This is a genomic window from Spongiibacter sp. UBA1325, assembly GCF_002306875.1.
GTDB lineage: Bacteria > Pseudomonadota > Gammaproteobacteria > Pseudomonadales > Spongiibacteraceae > Spongiibacter > Spongiibacter marinus.
The window spans coordinates 1-18,779 of the sequence record NZ_DBTD01000002.1 but is presented as its reverse complement, the minus strand read 5'-3'; the positions used below and the strand labels follow the sequence as shown (position 1 = coordinate 18,779).

Sequence of the window (18,779 nt, the reverse complement as noted above, 5' to 3'; positions counted from 1 at the left end):
TGAAAAAGGCGACCTGATCTCAGGTTGCCTTTTTTTATGCCTGCTCAACGGCACTCTTTGTAGTATTTATCCGAGTAGTAGCGACGCGAACGCTTCAGGCGATTCCCTTCATCGCCGCGATAGCCATTGCGCATTCTCTTCTCTATACGCTCAATCTCAGCTTCATAGCGCTTACACCTTGCACCACCCTGCGACCGAGGCGTCTTCTTAATAACGTGGGCGGTACTTCGCGCGTTGGCCGGGCTCTGCCTCGGCTTCGGTACAGGCGTAGCCGGCACCACGTGAACAGGCGGGGTATCAATGTTGCGGCGCTTGTAGGGCAACCCATTATTCGGCGGTTCATCTGAGAATTGCTTCTGCCCCGCCTCGTCCACCCATTCATACACAGCGGCTTGGGCAACCCCCGCCATCAACACCACCGCTATCCATAGCCACTTCATTTCGCCTCCCTACGAACCGTCACCAACTATTGCAGGCATAGTAGCGACTCAACGCCAACGATACACCCAGAAACGACAAGCGCTTTAGACATTGGAGCGAGGTTTCGCTCCTTGGGTTGGCTTGAGTTAAGATGAAAAACGTCTCCATTGAAGGAGGCTACGCAGCAATCAAGGATGCACTCGTACATGGGCGACTCAAAGAGCCTAAGACCTCATCAGGCAAGCGGAAAATCCATCTTCATTCAAAAAGCCATCGAGGCGCTTCCAGCTCAGAGCTGCTTGCACCAACATGATGAATTCGCATTTACTGACCCTCAATTCGGAAGACGCTGGGCCTCAGACCAACCGTTTCGAAAACGAGTATGGCTTCCTGCCCTCGATAAATCGGGCGTAAAATACAGGGAGTGATACCAGATAAGACATATCTTTGCTTCACAGATGCTAAAAAACCCAATATGGCTAGCGTCTTACATGGGGCATAACGACTGGGGAATGATAAGGAAAGTATATGGCAGATGGATCTCTGAATGACGAGCTAGCCCCCTGGGAAAAAGACAAACTTAACAGGAAGGAAGAAGGCGACTACCTAGAAACGATTCTGGAAAGATTATATACAAACGGAAAAACCAGCCACGTTATTAATATAGATGCCGAATGGGGACTGGGAAAAAGTGTATTTTTAGAAGAGCTCGGAAAATCTCTGTCTAAAAATCATTACGTCATTCAATTCAACGCATGGGAGAATGACTATTCTGAAACCCCATTTGAATCCCTTATATGCGAACTTGTGGATCAGCTTCCCTCTAGCAACGAGTTTGTCAGCATCAAACGGAGAATCATTGACGCAGCGTCCAAAATTGATCGAACGTCTGCCTTAAAAATGGGGTTAACTCTCGCAACTGGAAATAGGGATTTCTCTGAAGATACTGTCAATGCAGTAGCAGGCGTTATTACCCCTAGAGATAACGACCTACTAAAAAGGCACCGTGAAAAGAAAAAAGTAATTGGAAATTTTAAAAAATCCCTAAAGAAACTTTACACAATTGTAGACGGACCAGAAGAAAACAAAAAATACCCGCCAATATTTGTAATGATAGACGAGCTGGATCGTTGCAGACCGACCTTCGCTGTAGAACTTCTCGAATGCGTGAAGCATTTATTCAACATCGACGGATATTATTTTTTGGTTGCAACCAATACAAATGAACTCGCTCACACCATAAAGTCTATATATGGCCTAGGATTTGATGCCAAGACTTACCTTAATCGCTTCTTCGATTCGTACTTTACGCTATCTAAACCAAGCCTAGACCTCTACCTTGACCATCTAGACAGCGAAATCAACATCCTAGAAAAACTACATACTCCACATTATGTAACGGCCACACAAAGCAGAACCCCCAAAACTGACAACAACCCAATCCATTTTTTATCTGAAATATTCAACCAGCTTGACCTCACTCTTCGCGACACCGAACAGTGCTACTCCAAAATTGAAGCCTGCATACTCTCTAGGAACGAAAATAAAAAAGAGTTTCATGTGATTATCCTTGGTTTCCTGGTTGCACTCAGCCTTCGCCACAGCGAAAGCTACACAATACTTAAAAACAAAAAAGACCTAAGCAACATAAAAGAAATCATGGGGCATAGGCATACGAAGGACTCAAGACGGTACTGCTTTGTCACTTCTCGTGACCGAAACTCACTAAACCGCGAGATAACTAAATATTACACGCTATCAGACATGATATTCGATTGTTTTTCGTTTATAGAAAAAGAGTTCACTGAGCTAAATAAAGAGGAATTCAAAGATAGCTTCAAAATACAATTGCAGACCTACGTCTTAGAAGATGCTATAAGTGACTCTGAAAAGAGAATTAAAACTGGACCCAGCCTTGACGACTACTTTGACGCCGTCGACAGGGCTGGCCACATTAAATCCACAAGCTAGGCACACAGAACATTAAATGGCCGAATTTAAGAGTATTTCCTGGGGCTCAATTCCCCCCGGCTCCAACAACTAAAAAGGCCAACCCATCTGGGTTGGCCTTTTTTTTTACCGCCCGTTCAACTTAACCATTCATCAGCAAGTGAACCCAGATACTGGCGCCGTAGCCCAGCGCGATAACTGGCGTCCATTTCAGGTGACTGAAGAAGGTGTATTGGCCTCTTGCCTGGCCCATTAGCGCAACGCCGGCGGCTGAACCAATGGAAAGCAAGCTACCACCCACCCCGGCAGTCAGGGTAACCAACAGCCATTGTGAGTGCGGCATATCGGGGCTCATGGTGAGGACGGCGAACATAACCGGGATGTTGTCGACGATGGCCGACATGATACCCACCATAATATTGGCGCCGGTATTGCCCAAGCCGCCGTATACCAGGTCGGACGCGACGCTGAGGTAGCCGATAAAACCCAAGCCGCCCACGGCCAGAATAACGCCGTAGAAGAAGAACAAGGTGTCCCATTCGGCGTGAGCGATTTTGGCAAACACGTCGAAGTTGTAGGGGTCGTCGGACGAGCCCGGCGGGTTCTCTGTTCCCTGATTCCAGTTTTTGGATTTTTGGCGAAGGTAATAGCCGTAGAACTTGAGGTAGGCCAGGCCGGTCATCATGCCGAACACCGGCGGGATGTGCAGGAAGTTGTGGAAGCTGATAGCAGTAACGATAGTCAGCAGGAACAGGCCAACAATCACCAAACCGCCATATTTCATTTGTACCTGGCTGCCGCCCGATGCTGGCGGCGTGCCGCTGGGCAGGGCAAATTGCATGATGACGGCAGGCAACAGGAAGTTCACCGCACTGGGGACAAACAGCACAAAGAATTCTTTAAATTCAATAACGCCTTTTTGCCACACCATCAACGTGGTGATGTCGCCAAAGGGGCTGAACGCGCCCCCCGCATTGGCGCCCACCACGATGTTAATACAGGCAATGGCCACGAACTTGGGCTGGCCGACGCCTACCGCCAACACCACCGCACACATAATTAATGCCGTGGTGAGGTTGTCGGCAATGGGGGATATAAAGAAGGCCAGAATACCCGTTAGCCAAAACAGCGCGCGGTAACTAAAGCCCCGCGCCACCAGCCAGTTACGCAGCGCCTCAAATACGCCGCGTTCCAGCATGGCGTTTATGTAGGTCATTGCTACCAGCAGAAAGAAGAATAGCTCGGCGTATTCCAGGAAGTTGTGGCGAATTGCCACCTCCACCTCGTGGGGTCGCCCGTTGCCGTTGTAGACCACGGCAATGAGCATCCAAATAATACCTGCGGCGAGCAGCACGGGTTTGGATTTGCGCAGGTGTATTTGCTCTTCCAAGATCACCAGCACATACGCGGCGACAAATACTGCAATGGCAACAAAGCCCACCCAGTGCTGGGTAAGGTCCATTGCGGTGGTATGCGCCTCTGACGCCTGCGCCGCAATAGCCGTTAGCCAGGCAATAGCAAACACTATTCCTCGTTTCATTAAGGTTCTCCCATATGGTGTAAAAATTCTGCTTGGAACGGGCCGTCGACCGAAAAATCGCGATCGGGTATGTCGAGATGACGGGGCGTTCGCTCGCCGGTAACAAGGTGGACGTGACTCAGCGACACGGCGTGTGCGAGCCGAATAGGGGCACGAAAGGACACAACTCAGGTTGAACCGGCGACAATCGCCGGGACTATACGCCTACTGTGGCGGACGCACTATTCGACTTTTGTACAAGGCGAAGGACTGCTGCGACAAACTGCACTGTTACGGCTGAAAAACTTGGCGCGGAAGGTAGCAGCTTTAGCAGGCTGCGCATTGATCTAGCGCAAGATCCGGCGTGAAAACCGACTCAATTCGGCAACCACAATGCGCAGATGCCTATGCTCTGCTCAATGGAACTTTCTCAACGCCCCGCTGACACAGCCCCAATAGCACCAACATATTGTTCGTTACTTGGGAGGCAGGTATCCACAAAAAATCGCCAGCGATAAGGAGAATAATCGTGATGTCACTGCGACCAGCAACGCGCTTGATCGCCCTTCTATTCATTCCACTCCTCTTTTCCGGGCATACCCTTCACGCAGCACCGCCGACGACCAGTGATAGCTCGTCGGTCCTCGCAGAGTTACTTGAGAACGAAGGCGCCCGCAACGCGTTGATTGAGCAGTTGCGCAACCCATCCAAGGCAGTAAATACCAGCGACGCCCCCGACAAAGAGCAAGCATCGTCAGAGGACGATACATCGCCCTCGAACAGCGATGCCAGCGGTAGTAAAGACTCACTTGCCCGCCAGCTTGCAACACTAACCGCTGCCGCTGGCGAGAATTTCAAACAGCAGCTGGCGACGCTGGCAACAAGCGTCGAGGCGCTGACTCACAGCGACGACAAACACCGCGTCGATTTGGCCGCTATTGTTCGCGCCGCAAGCCACCTGGCCCTGCTGGCATTCGCGACATTCGCGCTGTTTTTTATTCTGCATCGCGCCGCCAAGTCGCTGTTTGCTGGTATTGATGATTGGGCGGTGCGCGGGTCCCGCAAATTCGCCATGCTGAGAACCGTGGCCGCGGTAAGCGCCGCCGGGCTGGTGGATTTAGCAACGGTGTTGCTGGCCTATGCGTCGGGTCACGTTATTGCCTCGCAGCTGTCTGCCGAGGCCGGCGCCGATAGCACTCGCCTTGCGCTGTTTCTCAATGCGTTTTTGATCGTTGAGGGAATAAAACTGGTGCTGCGGGCGCTGTTTGCCAGTCGCTTTCCGGCTCTGCGGTTGTTGCCGCTTAATCAACGGCAAGCAAAGTACTGCAATCGGTTTTTCGCCAACATCACAGGCTTTACCGGCTACGGCATTATGGTGCTGGTGCCGATTGTGAACGCCAATGCCTCGGAGGCGCTCGGCAGCGCGCTGAGCACCAGCATTGTGCTGCTCGCTGCGCTGTACTACACCGCCACCGTTTTACTAAACCGAAAACGCTTGCGAGACCAGCTATTCGGCAGGGCTGCCAACTATCAGGGCAGCCGCCGCATCGCCCTGCGCCTGCTGGCGCGCAGCTGGCATTTACTGGCGCTGGCCTACGCACTGGTGGTGGTCTTTACCAGTTTGCTGCGGCCCGAAAGCGCCCTGCCCTTTGTGGCACTCGCTACCTTGCAGACCGCCACCTATGCCGGTCTGGGTGCATTGCTGCTCGTTGTTCTTCGCCAGTTGATCGGCAGGGAGCTGCGGCTTTCTGAGTCGATCAATGAGCAACTGCCCCACCTTCAAAAACGCCTGAATACCTACATCCCCACCGGTTTACGGATACTGCGAGGGCTGGTGACCGCCGCAATTGTTGTGTGGTCACTCGACGCCTGGTCGGTGTTTGACCTGGGCCAGTGGTATGCCACTGAAGTCGGCCGCAGCACGGTGTCGTCGCTGGTTGATATTCTGCTCATCCTCGCCCTGGCCGCCGGCTTGTGGATTGCACTGGCCAGCTTTATCGAACACCGCCTTTCCCCCACGGGCATGGCCAATGCCGCACGCGCTGCCCGCGCAGAGACGCTACTTGGCCTGTTCCACACCTCCCTTGCTGCGGTCATTATTGTGATGACAACCATGATCGTGCTGTCGGAAATTGGCGTGGACATCGGCCCACTGATCGCGGGTGCCGGGGTGCTCGGCCTAGCGGTCGGCTTTGGCGCGCAAAAACTTGTGCAGGACGTGATCAACGGCATATTTATACAACTGGAAAATGCCATGAACACCGGCGACTACGTGCACGCTGGCGGCCATGAAGGCACAGTTGAACGCGTGGGCATTCGCTCGGTTGCCTTGCGTGACCTGTTCGGCACCTACCATATTGTGCCCTTCTCGTCGGTGGATGCGGTGTCGAACTATACGCGCGACTTTGCTTACCACCTTGGCGAATACGGCATCGCCTATCGCGAGAATATCGACAAAGCCATTGAGCACTTACAGGCGGCCTTTGAGGAGTTGACAAGCGGTGAGCACAAGCAAGACATTCTCGAACCAATGCAAGTGGCGGGCGTGTCGGCACTGGCCGACAGCTCGGTAAACATTCGCGTATTGATCAAAACCGCGCCCGGTATGCAGTGGGCCGTTGGCCGCGCCTACAATCGCTTGGTGAAAATGCACTTTGACGACGCCGGCATTGAAATCCCCTTCCCGCATACCACCTTGTATTTTGGCGAGGACAAGAACGGCGACGCACCAGCCGCCAATGTGCGCTTGGCCAGCAGCGATGGTGATGTTGTGGCCAGTCAGGATTCGGCGCGCTAGCCACCGGCATTCATCACCAAGGCGACCAGCACAATTTGTGGCACCGTCAGCAGCGGCAAAAACAACGCCGCCTTCCAGCTGGCGGTGCGCTCCTTCATCACCATAATTTCGGTGTAGTCGGTGCTTGCGCCCGTCATTAAAAACGCAAAACTGTTTCCGGGGGCGTTCGCTCTGGTTAACAGGTCTGCCGCAATCGGCGTGGAGCCTTCGGAGCACACCTCGATAATCGTGGCCGCCACAATCGTTGCCCCCAGGCCCAATAAGCTCGGCCCGAAATAACTGGAAAAGATATCCGCCGGCACAAAGCTCTTTAGGGCAACGGCAAGCACAATGCCAAACAACACCCAGCGCATCACCATACGCGACTCTTTTATGCCATCGACAAACATGGTGAATACAAAGCGCTTATCAAAACGCGTGTCGCGCAGGCCTGCCCTTGCCTGCGACCAAAAGTCGAAATTTTCGGGCAGCGCAAGCGTGTTGGGGTTAGTGGGCAATACCCCGCGCCGCACCAATGCATCAAACAAGCAGCCACTAATCACGGCAATTAGCACCGATGCAAGAATGAACACGACCGTCCACTTCAGCCCGATCAGGGCGACCAATATCAAGGTGAGGGAAAAGGAGTTCCAGGGGCTGGCGATAAGAAAGGCCATCACTTGCCCCAGGCTGGCGCCGCGCTCATAGAGTTTGGCACCCACCATTAATATGCCGTGATTACACAGGTCGAGCAGCACGCCTGCCGCGGTGGCCCGAACAATGCCGGTGAAACCGCCACCGGCGCCCAATACGCTTATTACAAACTCTCGCGGTATGCGCGTTAACAGCGAGAGCATCACTACCCCCAGAGCCATGCCCCACCACATGGTATTCACCAGGTTTTCGGTGGCCTCCGCTGCGGTGTGCAGCCAAGTGGGCAGGGCGTCGCTGGCCACCAGCGCCAGCGCGTACAGTACAGCGACAATTGCCATAGAGCCCCACAGCAACACATCAAAGGACCGCTTGCTGTGGCAAGAGGGTGAATTATTGTGGTGGGAGGTATCGCAAGTAGACATTCGGCGCTCCAATTCACGGCTCGCTCACAGTGAATCAAAACCCCGAAGGCTCTGCAATGCTAGTCGTTTTGTTCAACCCAGAGGCTGATCGCCAGCAGTAATACCGCGACCATCACATACGGCGCGGTGGCATGAAAAGCATAAATAAACGTGCCCAACATAGGCCCGACGACCACGCCGACGCCCTGCGCCGCGGTGACCGTACCGGCAGCAGCGCCCTGCTCTTCTGAAGAAACCGAGTTTGCCGCCAGCGCCGACACCGAGGGATATACCCAGCCCATCCCGGCGGCCGCCAAACCAAAACACGCCCACAAGCCCCACACTGATTCAACCCACACGCTGACCATAAAACCACAGGCCGACACCAGTGCCCCGATGCGAATTAGCCGCGCCGGCGGCTGGGATAATTTGCGCAAAATACTCTGCGAAGTAATTAACGCCACGCCCACCACCGTTAGCGCAATACCAGCTACCTGAGCGGCCTCGGGCGCGGGAAGCCCGAGCTGATCCAGGGCAAAAAAGCCCACCGTGACCTGAGCAATAGAGACCGAAAATGCCGCAGAGAAGGCCACCACAATGGGGCGTCGCAGGCGACTATCCTGCAGCTTGGGGGCGCGCGTTACCGGCGCCGCCTGAGGCGGTTGCCGAGGAATACGCCACCACACCAGCACCAGCGCCAAGACGGGAAGAACGGCGGTCACGTACATGGGAAAACCCAGCCCGTAGGGCGCCAACAAGCCGACGAAGCCCGGCCCGATCACCATGCCCGCGCCACTGGCTGCGCCGAGTAGTGCCATAGCTCCGGCGCGCTTATCCGGCTCGACATTGTCTGCAACCGTAGCGGCTGCCGTGGCCGGCACCGCGGCGTAGAACAGGCCCACCACCACCCGCCCGACAACCAGACCGAGAAAGGCTAGCATCGGCAGTAATTGGTGGCGCAGTGACAGGTCGATAAACAAGCACAGGCCAAAATAACTCACCGTAAAACCTGTTAGCCCGATCAACATAATCGGCCTGCGGCCGTGGCGGTCACTCAGGCCGCCCCACCAACGTGCGCACAGGATCCAGGTGAATCCCCCCATCGTCATGGCGGCACCGATATGCCAGGGCTCAAGCGACAAAATACGCGCTACTGGGCCCACCAGGGCAACAAAGGCCATGATCGCCAAGGTGCAGCTAAAGTTTTGAAACATCAACGGCGCAAGGCTGAAGGCCGGTGAAGGCAACTCAGGTGAGGCACTCGCCATAGTGGGATCCTGTTAGGGCGTCGGGAAGGTTTTCTACCCGGGCGACAATAAACAACTCTCTATAGCAGTGCAATCTCGGCAGCGGCCACCCAGCAAGGCGCTATGGAAACTGAGCAGCGAATCATATTTTTTACTGCGTTTTACCTACCTAGCAAGGCAATTCTCCTTCAGCTATGATCGCTGCTATAAATAACCTTCGGTGATATAAACCGTATGTGGCACCATGGATGGCTGTGAACACGACCCGCCTTACCAACGTCGTAGCAGGGAGTATCGTCGGTATACTGCTGCTATTTTCTACTGCGACATATGCAGAAACGGCGTGCCATTTTGATTGGGATGGACATGCTGAACCCTTTGTTGCCTTAGCGGGCCCGTGGTGCGCAACACATGATGACGCCAATGGCGTGCTGTCGATACCGGGCACTTGGTACAACAAGAAGCTAGCCGGCCAGCCCATCCCCGGCAGCGCGTCTGTTCGCTATTACGTGCATGTGAATCACCCTGAGCTCACCCATCCTCTGGTTCTGCGTCTACCCCGCCCCTACGATAGTTACCGCCTTTACGTAAACGGCCAAATGCTGCTGGCCACAGGTCACTACCGCGCAGACGGGGCCGCCGAGCGCTATCCCCACTACATACAGTTTCAGCCTCAAGGCAGTGTAAGCACTATCGAAGTTGATGTTTACAATCAGCAATTTATGGCGGGTGGCATGCGCTCCCCGCCTCGCATCGGTAACGCCGACAGCATGTATGAATCCCGCGCTCGCGCGCTCGCTATTGAAGGCTTTCAATCAGGGTTACTAGCCTTGATGGCTTTTATACAACTGGCTCAGTTCGCCGCCGCACGCCGGGTTTATGCTGCGCAACTTTTCTTCGGGCTAACGTGCCTGTCTGTTGCCATATTCTCTGGCTTAGGTGGAGAACAATGGCTCAGCTTATTGCTAAAACATTGGGGACTAGCCCCTGACTTAGCGCTGCGATGGGCGATGATACCTCTGGCGATTCTTGGCCTGACCGAGTTCAGCTCACTGCTATTTCCCGATGAATTTCACCGTCGCCCCCGTCAGTGGTGGCGAGTGATTGCCGGCCTCTTTCTTATTGCCTGCATTGTGGTAGATGGGCGCCCGTTAGCTCTACTATTTTGGTTAATGGAGTGCGCAGCACTACTAATGTCGGCGTATGTTCTATACGCCACCTTTCTAGCTGCAAAACACAAGCGTCCAGGGGCTCTCTCACTGACCGTGGTTTACGGCATTTTATTTATCACCGTGATGCGCGATATTGCGGTGGATTTTCAGGGTCAGTACTTAGGAAATCTCGGCCCTACAGGCATGGTTATCTGTCTTGTCTGGCAGGGCCTGTTATTGGCCCGCCAAAGTGCTAGGGATTATAAGAAATCGGTGGATTTAGTGCGGCAACTAGAGCAGGCAGAGGCCGTAAAGGATGAGTTCTTAGCCAATACATCCCACGAGCTTCGCACCCCCCTACAAACCATTATTGGGCTCGCGGGCATAGACAGCCAAGTAGACGATCAACGAGGGCACAACGCCGCTTTAATCGGCGATACCGCACGCAGATTAGCATTGCTAGTAGACGACCTGATGGACCTAACGCGTATGCGCCATCAGGGTATTCATGTCCAGGCCACCCCGCTGGCAGTGCGCGACGAATTTGAAACTCTTCAACAATTATTCTCTCCAATGATACGCCATCGCGATCTGCGCATCGTCATCGACCTAACTGACGATATGCTAGCCGTTCGCGCCGACCCCAAGCGGCTGCGCCAGGTACTCTACAACTTACTCGGCAATGCCGTTAAGTTCACCGCTGAGGGCGACATAACACTCTACGCATACCCCTGTGAGGGGGCAATTCGGATAGGAGTGCGGGATACTGGCCCAGGCATGGGCAGCAAGCAGTTGCAGCTCGCGCGCCAGCGCTACCAACAAGGCTCAATCGCCAGCGAGGGCGTAGGCCTCGGCCTACCTATTAGCCATGGAATACTGCACGCACATGGTTCTGCCTTGGAAATTAACTCGACGCTAGGCATCGGCACCGACTGCCATTTTTTGCTCCCGCAGGCCTCACTGACACAACAAACTGCACCCGTAAGAGCGCCGAGTCAGGACAGTCCGCCAAGCACGCGTGCACCAATAGCAGACTCTCTGCCCGAGTCTGACTACATATTACTGGTCGACGATGATGGCTGTATCCTCGACACACTCACACAGGTTCTAAGCTCGCTGGACTACCCCGTTATTGCAAAAAGCCGGGTAGATGACGCCTTATCACTGATCAACGACCGACCACCCGCACTACTAGTCTTAGACCTAATGATGCCCGCTGTTTCCGGCTTTGAAATAGTAGAAATGTTGCGCCAGCACTACAGCCCGAGTCGCTTACCGATTCTGGTTCTCTCAGCTCGCCAAGCGGAAAGCGACCAACAACGGGCCTTATTGCTGGGCGCCAATGACTTTCTGGTCAAGCCGTGTGAGCCTTTGGAGTTGTGCAACCGCGCCGAAGCTCAGTTGGCGCTACGCGAAAACTATCGTCATCGCTGGCTGCAACGACTGGAAGAGCAAGAGCAGGACCACATTATCAACGAGCTGCTACGGAGCGATCGCCCGGTAGTAGTGACTAATACTCAGGGTAAACTGCTGCTGGGGAATGAATCAGGAAAGAAAGCCATTGCATCAGGGCGCGAGCAAGCCGAGCTGAATCTGCCTCTACAGGGACAAAGACGCTTGCTGCTTTGGCCCACCAAGCACTCACAACAGAGCCCCCGTAGTTTGCTAGTCGCCGCTATGCGAGAAGCCGTTAGATGCTGGGAAGAAGATGGCCGCAGTCGAATTCAGCTCGCCGAACAATCAGGGCAGTGGCGTGTGCAACTTGACGGCAGTACCGCTCGGTCTAGAACGTTTGACCGCTATACTTCGCTCGCTTCTCTACCAAAGCGACCTAACGTTGATCGTATTATCAGCACCGTTCGGCATGTTGAGCAGCATTTACCCGCCTCCGGGGTCGAGCTGCAAAATCTGCTGGCCCGCATTGAGGCCCTGCGCTCGGTCAACCCCCGAGTATTTATCTCCCAGTAAGCCTCATTCTCGGTTGTTACCAGTTTTTACCATCCACGTTATGACTGTTAGCAACATGTATAACCAACTGATAAATATGGCTTTTCTGTAATAGTTCGGCTCTTCCTCCGACTGCCCTAGTGTTTGCTCGTGGCACCGGCTAAACGACAATAACTTCCCTAACCACTGTCCAGCAGGCTAGAAGCGTCGTTCTAGCAAAAAGGGATTTCCGCTATGCAGACACGTACATGGGTGACCATCCTCATCATCGCAATAACCAGTGCCTGTGGCGGCGGTGGCGGCGGCGGAGGCAAAAGCACTTCACCACCGCTGGAACCTGAGGCGTTTTTTGCCGAGGTGGTCCGCAAGCCTTTCGGTAGCACCCAGCGCGACTGCGCAGTATCTCTATCAAACAACCAGGGCACGGTCGGAGATATCGTCCGCATTGCCAATGTTCCCCCAGAAATGATGGATCACGCGACGATAAGGGTCATTTCTGACAGTTCAGATGGCGAACCCAGTTACGGCTTGGCGTTGCTTAGAAATATCCCTAGCGAGGAGGGAAGCCTTGAGTTCTCGGTTCCTATCAACCCCAATGGCGACCTCGACGGTGGCACGGTTGAACTTGAGCTAGGTGATGGTGTGCGCTACTGCCAACGACAAAGCTTTGTCATTCAAGCGCTGCCAGAGGCAAACCCCGCCGCCGCCTCTGCCCTGGCGGACACCTTGGAGAACTGGCTGGAAGCAGTCATCGAAATATATGGACAAGACCCACAAACGATCCGAAATACTCAGCTACGCGACCTGGATGAATCCCTCTACCTGCTGAAGCTCTATCAAATTATGTTTGAAGGCGGCCCAGAAGCGATTATTCCGACTCTGCAGGACGCCGCTGCCGACGATGACCTTCTGACAGAACGCCTTCTGACAGCCATCGACTTGGAAGGAGCTTATGCCGAACAACTCACACAGTTCGCGATGCTTCCCCCGCTCACTCTGACACAACAGGCTGGACAAGCCGAAACGCGCACAAGACAGCTTCGCAATGGCAGCGCTAGCTGTGAAATCACCCTTCCTTCGTTGAGCTATGACTTTGCTGGAGCCGACGACATCGCCCCGGTAATGCGCATAGCCAACTCACAGGCGGTTGCCAATGAAGTTTTCAGTTCGATCAACACCGCTGCGGGCTCTATCGGCCTGATTCCTCACCCCGCGGTGAAAGCAGCTGCCGGGATTGTGGGCGCTGCAGGCCTTGCGCTACAAACCAGCTACGGAATAGTGACAGACCTCCTGCCTTCCAACTGGGGCACACTGACGTTTACCGTAACCCCGACTTTGTGGCATGAGGACCGCCCAGAAACCTTGCTTGGCCAGGTAACAGATGCCAAAGCCGAGGCCTTTAGCCGCTCTCACAATTTCAGCAAAGATGTGGTGAACCATGCATTCGCTGCCGCAACGATTCTAGGGGGGCCCGCAATTGGAAAACGCGTACCCGCTGGAAAGCTCAACGGAGTGTCCGTGGCAGATGACTTACTGGGTGGTGTCTCACTCGCAATACAGGACACCATGAACAGTGCGATTGAAGAAGCCTCAGACTTTTTGACAGTCTGCGTTGAAAAACAAAGCTTCGGTTTAATCGATGTTTCAGAAGACCGCTGGAGCCAGGCGAATATCAACGGTAGCGCCATCGTATGGACATCACAACGCGACAGGGAATTCATTGGCAAGCGTCTTGGCGATGCAGAGATCGAGTTGGTCATTCGCGAATCTGAATTTGGCTCCAGCAAAAAAGCTTCGCGAAACGTAACCACAGGTCGTGCCGATGTCGTTAGCAACGTGGCATCAATAAGTGTAAAAGAGCCCGGCGAGGTAATCACCGTCGAAGCGTCTCGGCCCGATGGCGCTTATTCTCGAGACCAAATTGGTATTGAGGTTATTCCCGCTTCGGCTGCGGTATTGCAGAACACGGTCCACTACGACAATGACCGCGTTGTATTCACCCTCAAAACCAGTACCGAATCTAAAAAATATCCCTTTGAACTGCGCCTTTTCCCCACCGGGAAAATGCTCGAACCCCTCGACTCATCAAGGGATGAAATCGTAAAAATACTTAACGAGGGAACACTGACTATCAACTACGAAAAAGACTGTGTGAAACCTGGCGACAGCATCGTCTTTTCCGCAACACTCGATGGCTTTGCCGACAATGAACAGTCTGTCGTATGGGATGTCTTTGGCGCAAGCGTAGTAGACAGCGATGAACTCAGCATTACTGTTCGCGCACCCGCCAACCCCGGAAGCTTCAATGTGAGCGCTGTAGCAACCGCAAACAGCGATGTTGAGGATGAGGTAGAGGTCAGCGTGCAACCGGATTGTCTGCGTAAGATTCTTTATCCTATTGCCGCTTTTACCACTGATGGCAACGGATACTATGGCACCAGCGACCCAGATGATCCGAATCCCGTTTGCCCGACGGGTGAGCATGACGGCACCCAATCTGAAACATTAATTGTCGATGAGACAGACATTATCGCTCCGCCCGATATACCCGACCAGTCAGAACTCTGGCAAACGAAACAGGAAACCCTGAACAGCAGCCTGTATCACCAGTCTACCCGTTACAACGCCATTGGCGAGTCGCCAAACGAAAGCTGCCCGAGCTATAGCTTTTCAGCTTCATCAACGGGCTCGGCAATATTTGGCAGTACTGCGGAAGGCGGACTGTCAGTCAAGCTAGATGCCAACCTGCAAACCGATTGCAAGAGCATTCAGGATGATAACGGTGACTACGTGGAATGCGCTGAGGCCTCAGCGAATACCGGCGTCAGTGGTTTTTACTACCTAGATATTGAAGAGGAAACGACTCTGCGTTTATCGGGTTCACTCCAGTGTAGCAACCTAGATGGCTATATCATTTTAACCCCCGTTACCGCCACTGTTTCGCGCTTTCGAAATGGTCAACCTGTTGAGCCTAGCGACGATAACCCCACCGGGGTATTCGATGAGGAAGGTAGCCCACGCTCGCCACAATTGGTAAACGCAGTATGTAAAGACCCGAACGAACTGATAATTATTGACGAGACGTTCACTTTAGCAGGGGCCGAAGCAGGCCACACAGACCTTGTCGTCATAAGTTTGCTGGGTAATTTTTTGATTACGCCAGGCATCATCGATAAAGAAGGCTACGGCATGCCGGACATATCGCAAATAGAGCCTCCAAAAGAAGGCAGCTACACCGGCGGTGGGATTATCGAGCTGGAACTGCAATTGGAAACTAAGTAAGTACTACGGGGCAGTGATGCCCCGAAGCAATCACCGTCAGGGGTACGACCATGAACCTTAAAACACTTTCAGTAGCACTCATCGCAAGTGGCTTGATGCTTGGCTGCAATGACAAAGGTGGCTCCTCGGGCGGTAGTAGCGGCACGGAGCTACCCAGTTCAGTAGCCGGTGTTGTGCGTTTAGACTCTGGCGAGCCTCTCAGCGATTTAACAATAACGCTATTTGACAGCGACAATAACGCGATAGCGACGACACGCAGTGACGCCGAGGGTCACTATCAATTCCCGGTTAGCGATATGAGCTACCGGCTACGCGCGGATGCAGTACTCGATAATGGTGCAGCACTGAGCCAAGGCATGACGTTCAATCTAGCTGCGCCCCAAAGTGACACATTACCACCAATCATCTTTCCCGACTTGAATTCGGCGGCACTGGTGGTTACCAATGGTCGCGCCCAGGGTGAAGGGATTAGTGTCGCATCAATCCCGGATTCATTAAGCCAACTTTGGGCAGCTGGCTTTCGCGCCGATGATCTTTCAGCTTTTCCCGGTGTGGCCACTACTGCAAGCGACCCCTTTACGTCGGGCGGGTACTGGTGGTTCGGCGCCACTGACAGTAACGGCCAACGCCTTTCGCAGTTTAATCCACCTCTTTCAATTACCGTTGACGTAAACCCGCATAACCTTAGACAGTATTACGATGCTACCCCAGGAAACGACCAAATCGACGTAGCCATGACCTCCTTTAATGCCGATACCGGACTCTGGCAGAATGAGGCCAGTGGCATACTGGTCGATAAAAATGGTGAAGTAATTCCAGAATCAGCGCTATCTGCAATCCAGTCAGGTAGCTATGACAAAGTTGTCAGACTAGCATTCTCAGCTCCACACTTTTCCGCCTATTCTGCCGCACTGTTTTACCGTATTGGCTTACCGGATTTTAACGACGCCAATGCTGGACTTGAGCAAAAACATCTACGGCCTGAAGTAGCTTTTAACACCGGGAATAACTATTTCGACTTTTGGCTAGGAGATTCGGTTGCGGGTGAAAGCCAGCCACGCCAGGGTGATAGCAGTGACGATGGGTTACGAAGTTGCGGCACATCAAGCTGGGTAAAAGTGAGTTACAAAGTAGTACCAGGCACGAATCCGCGAACCGTGTATTTACAAGTTTTTCAGAAATCCGGGCCCCTTGAAGATATTGACGGAGAGGCTCCTGGCACTGACTACACGGTACGCTTTGATAGCGGAGACTGGGTGGGCAAGAATATACCCGTCGAAAACTGGAGCGCCAGTTTCGGGCCGATTCGTTATGCCTACCTCAAGCTAGAGGACTACCTAGGCGCGGGGCACGGCCAGGGTTATCTAAGGCTGCAACTTACCGGCAGCCCCTTGCTCACAGGACAAGTAGGTGTCGCCATGGTACACGAGGGTGGTGAAGTCGAAGACTATCTGGATTCTTGCGCTTATATCTTAGGTGTTGAAGTTTCAGGCCAGCCGGATGACAGCGTTACCGCAAAAGCGCTTCAGTGCAGCAGCGATGATGAGAATTGCAGCCTGCGCATTGGGTCAGCCGAAACAGTGACTTTTTCTGCTTTTCGAGACGGCCAATCAATTGCCGTAGACTGGTCTGTACCCTCGGATTTGGTCAGCGTAGAACCTTGCAATAGTACCCCCACCTGCAGCGTGCGCCGGGAGGACAACGGCACAATTTCTTTGACGAACAAATCACAATTGAGAGCCAGCTTCCCCTATCCAGCAAACGTTGTCGCCTCCTACATAAGCGGCTTTGGTGCAGTACGCGATTCCAGCACTCAAATTGACTGCGATGCGCGATCACATGAAGACCGTCCAGACAGGGAAGCCTGCTCGGGTGAATTTAATGGCGGCAGTACGGTAGTACTGCATGCGGAAGCTGCCGACGGCTGGGAATTTTCTTCGTGGTACCCCATTAATTGCCTGGAAGGCGATCAGCTCAGCAAGCAATGCTCATTCAAGGTGATAGACAATGCGCATTATTACCAGCAGGCATACTTTTCTCCTTCGCCAACACTCAGCGTCTCTAATAGCGGTGGCGGAGAAGTTGTGAGCGCGCCCTCTGGAATTGCTTGTTTTGGCAGCGGCAACAACGATGACCAGTGTCAGCGCCGTTTCCCTAGAGGTAGTTCAGTAACACTTCGAGCACAACCCTCGCAAGGCATGGCATTTCACAGTTGGACAGGCCCTTGCGCCGACCAACAATACGGTGAATGCACGCTAACAATAGATGAGGATGTGAACGTGGGCGTGAACTTTGGTGCCTCCGCACCACTAACAATAAACATCGACGGGGAAGGATCTGTCACCAGCCAGCCCGAGGGCATTGACTGCAGCGACAAGGGTGGCAGCTGCCACCAAGACTTCCTATTAGGGCAGTCTCTGAAACTGAGCGCCACTCCCACTGCGGGCTTTGCGTTTACGAGTTGGAGCGCACCATGTACCGAAGCAGATACCAGCTGTAGCCTGAACCATAACCAAGCTAGGGAGATCACGGCGCGCTTCAGCCCACTTTACACACTGGAAGTCAGCGTGGAGAACCCCGGAGGCCAGGTTAATGGTACTGGTAGCATTAGCGGCTGCGAGCAAAACGGAGGCGGGACAAATGCTTGCCAAGATACCTATTCCAGGGGGAGCGAAGTAACGCTAGTCGCTGAGGCTCATGAAGGCTTTGAGTTCGTTCGGTGGGGTGGCGATTGTTCATTTGCAGCTGGCAATAGCCAGTGCCGTTTCACCATCAATGCCGATAGCCAAGTCACCGCCAGCTTCCAACCAATCGCGAGAGCCTATACGTTGATACTGAGAGTTGAGGGGCGATCAGGCACATCCGGTGACTACGAGGAACGACTCATCTGCGACAATGACCGTTCACCGTGCTCTCAAACCTATACCAGCGGAAGTATGGTTTCTCTGTTTGCAGTGCCTGACACATCCAGTGATATCGTTCGTTGGAGCGGTGCCTGCAATGGCAGCGCAGATAATGATGACTGCCACCTCACCATTGACCAGCATCATGAAGCTATAGTGACTTTCATCGAAACAAATAGCTCTGACATGGCAACCCTTACGGTTAACTTATCGGGAAGCGGTGAGGGCATGGTGAGTGATGGCCAATTTTCGATGGACTGCTCATCCGGGCCATGTAGCGCCAGCTATCCAATTGGGAGCACCGTCACACTCAGAGCGACACCGATGACAACAGATGATGAGTTCGGCGGCTGGACAGCACCCGCTCATTGCTCTGGAACAACAGGTAATTGCACCATCACTCTCAATGAAGATACAAATGCCACAGCAGAATTTAACAAGCTATAACGATGTCAGCCGCCAGTAACTACTGGCGGCTGACATCGCAGTAAAGTTTAACTAGGGTCTGTTAACACTAATTGAGATGCAC

The 18,779-nt window shown here is 53.5% G+C and carries 9 protein-coding genes; 5 read left to right on the top strand and 4 right to left on the bottom strand.

Annotation, left to right across the window (positions count from 1 at the left end):
* Positions 1 to 44 precede the first annotated feature (44 nt).
* Positions 45 to 440 carry a DUF4124 domain-containing protein gene (locus B3K78_RS00625; RefSeq protein ID WP_286693918.1) on the bottom strand — a complete coding sequence of 132 codons (396 nt, stop codon included), beginning with the start codon at positions 438 to 440 and terminating at the stop codon, positions 45 to 47.
* A gap of 508 nt (positions 441 to 948) precedes the next feature.
* On the opposite strand from B3K78_RS00625, the gene B3K78_RS00620 reads away from it, so the two are divergent.
* The gene (locus tag B3K78_RS00620) at positions 949 to 2,391 is read left to right on the top strand and encodes a P-loop NTPase fold protein (protein WP_286693917.1); all 1,443 of its coding nucleotides are present in this window, start codon (positions 949 to 951) and stop codon (positions 2,389 to 2,391) included.
* 121 nt (positions 2,392 to 2,512) lie between these two features.
* On the opposite strand, the gene nhaD is transcribed toward B3K78_RS00620, so the two are convergent.
* Positions 2,513 to 3,910: a sodium:proton antiporter NhaD gene (gene nhaD, locus B3K78_RS00615; RefSeq protein WP_027875095.1), complete on the bottom strand. Its 1,398-nt coding sequence runs from the start codon at positions 3,908 to 3,910 to the stop codon at positions 2,513 to 2,515.
* Positions 3,911 to 4,421: 511 nt separating this feature from the next.
* On the opposite strand from nhaD, the gene B3K78_RS00610 reads away from it, so the two are divergent.
* On the top strand, positions 4,422 to 6,686 hold the full coding sequence (locus tag B3K78_RS00610; RefSeq protein WP_286694012.1) for a mechanosensitive ion channel domain-containing protein: 2,265 nt from the start codon (positions 4,422 to 4,424) through the stop codon (positions 6,684 to 6,686).
* Here B3K78_RS00610 and B3K78_RS00605 read toward each other — a convergent pair.
* Together B3K78_RS00605 and B3K78_RS00600 are read right to left on the bottom strand one after the other, a co-directional pair.
* The gene (locus B3K78_RS00605) at positions 6,683 to 7,741 is read right to left on the bottom strand and encodes a permease (protein WP_286693916.1); all 1,059 of its coding nucleotides are present in this window, start codon (positions 7,739 to 7,741) and stop codon (positions 6,683 to 6,685) included. The genes B3K78_RS00610 and B3K78_RS00605 overlap by 4 nt on opposite strands.
* A gap of 59 nt (positions 7,742 to 7,800) precedes the next feature.
* Complete coding sequence (locus B3K78_RS00600) at positions 7,801 to 8,988, bottom strand: MFS transporter (RefSeq protein WP_286693915.1); 1,188 nt, start codon at positions 8,986 to 8,988, stop codon at positions 7,801 to 7,803.
* Positions 8,989 to 9,221: 233 nt separating this feature from the next.
* Here B3K78_RS00600 and B3K78_RS00595 point away from each other — a divergent pair, with 233 nt between their 5' ends.
* The 3 genes from B3K78_RS00595 (at position 9,222) to B3K78_RS00585 (ending at position 18,697) form a co-directional block, all read left to right on the top strand.
* The gene (locus B3K78_RS00595) at positions 9,222 to 12,086 is read left to right on the top strand and encodes a response regulator (RefSeq protein WP_286693914.1); all 2,865 of its coding nucleotides are present in this window, start codon (positions 9,222 to 9,224) and stop codon (positions 12,084 to 12,086) included.
* Positions 12,087 to 12,299: 213 nt separating this feature from the next.
* Complete coding sequence (locus tag B3K78_RS00590; RefSeq protein ID WP_286693913.1) at positions 12,300 to 15,347, top strand: hypothetical protein; 3,048 nt, start codon at positions 12,300 to 12,302, stop codon at positions 15,345 to 15,347.
* A 50-nt stretch (positions 15,348 to 15,397) separates the two neighbouring features.
* Positions 15,398 to 18,697 carry an InlB B-repeat-containing protein gene (locus tag B3K78_RS00585; RefSeq protein WP_286693912.1) on the top strand — a complete coding sequence of 1,100 codons (3,300 nt, stop codon included), beginning with the start codon at positions 15,398 to 15,400 and terminating at the stop codon, positions 18,695 to 18,697.
* Positions 18,698 to 18,779 lie beyond the last annotated feature (82 nt).

Coding starts and splice junctions, on each gene's coding strand:
- B3K78_RS00610 (WP_286694012.1), top strand. CDS start 4,422: ATGTCACTGCGACCAGCAACGCGCTTGATCGCCCTTCTATTCATTCCA.
- B3K78_RS00620 (WP_286693917.1), top strand. CDS start 949: ATGGCAGATGGATCTCTGAATGACGAGCTAGCCCCCTGGGAAAAAGAC.
- B3K78_RS00605 (WP_286693916.1), bottom strand. CDS start 7,741: ATGTCTACTTGCGATACCTCCCACCACAATAATTCACCCTCTTGCCAC.
- B3K78_RS00590 (WP_286693913.1), top strand. CDS start 12,300: ATGCAGACACGTACATGGGTGACCATCCTCATCATCGCAATAACCAGT.
- nhaD (WP_027875095.1), bottom strand. CDS start 3,910: ATGAAACGAGGAATAGTGTTTGCTATTGCCTGGCTAACGGCTATTGCG.
- B3K78_RS00585 (WP_286693912.1), top strand. CDS start 15,398: ATGAACCTTAAAACACTTTCAGTAGCACTCATCGCAAGTGGCTTGATG.
- B3K78_RS00600 (WP_286693915.1), bottom strand. CDS start 8,988: ATGGCGAGTGCCTCACCTGAGTTGCCTTCACCGGCCTTCAGCCTTGCG.
- B3K78_RS00625 (WP_286693918.1), bottom strand. CDS start 440: ATGAAGTGGCTATGGATAGCGGTGGTGTTGATGGCGGGGGTTGCCCAA.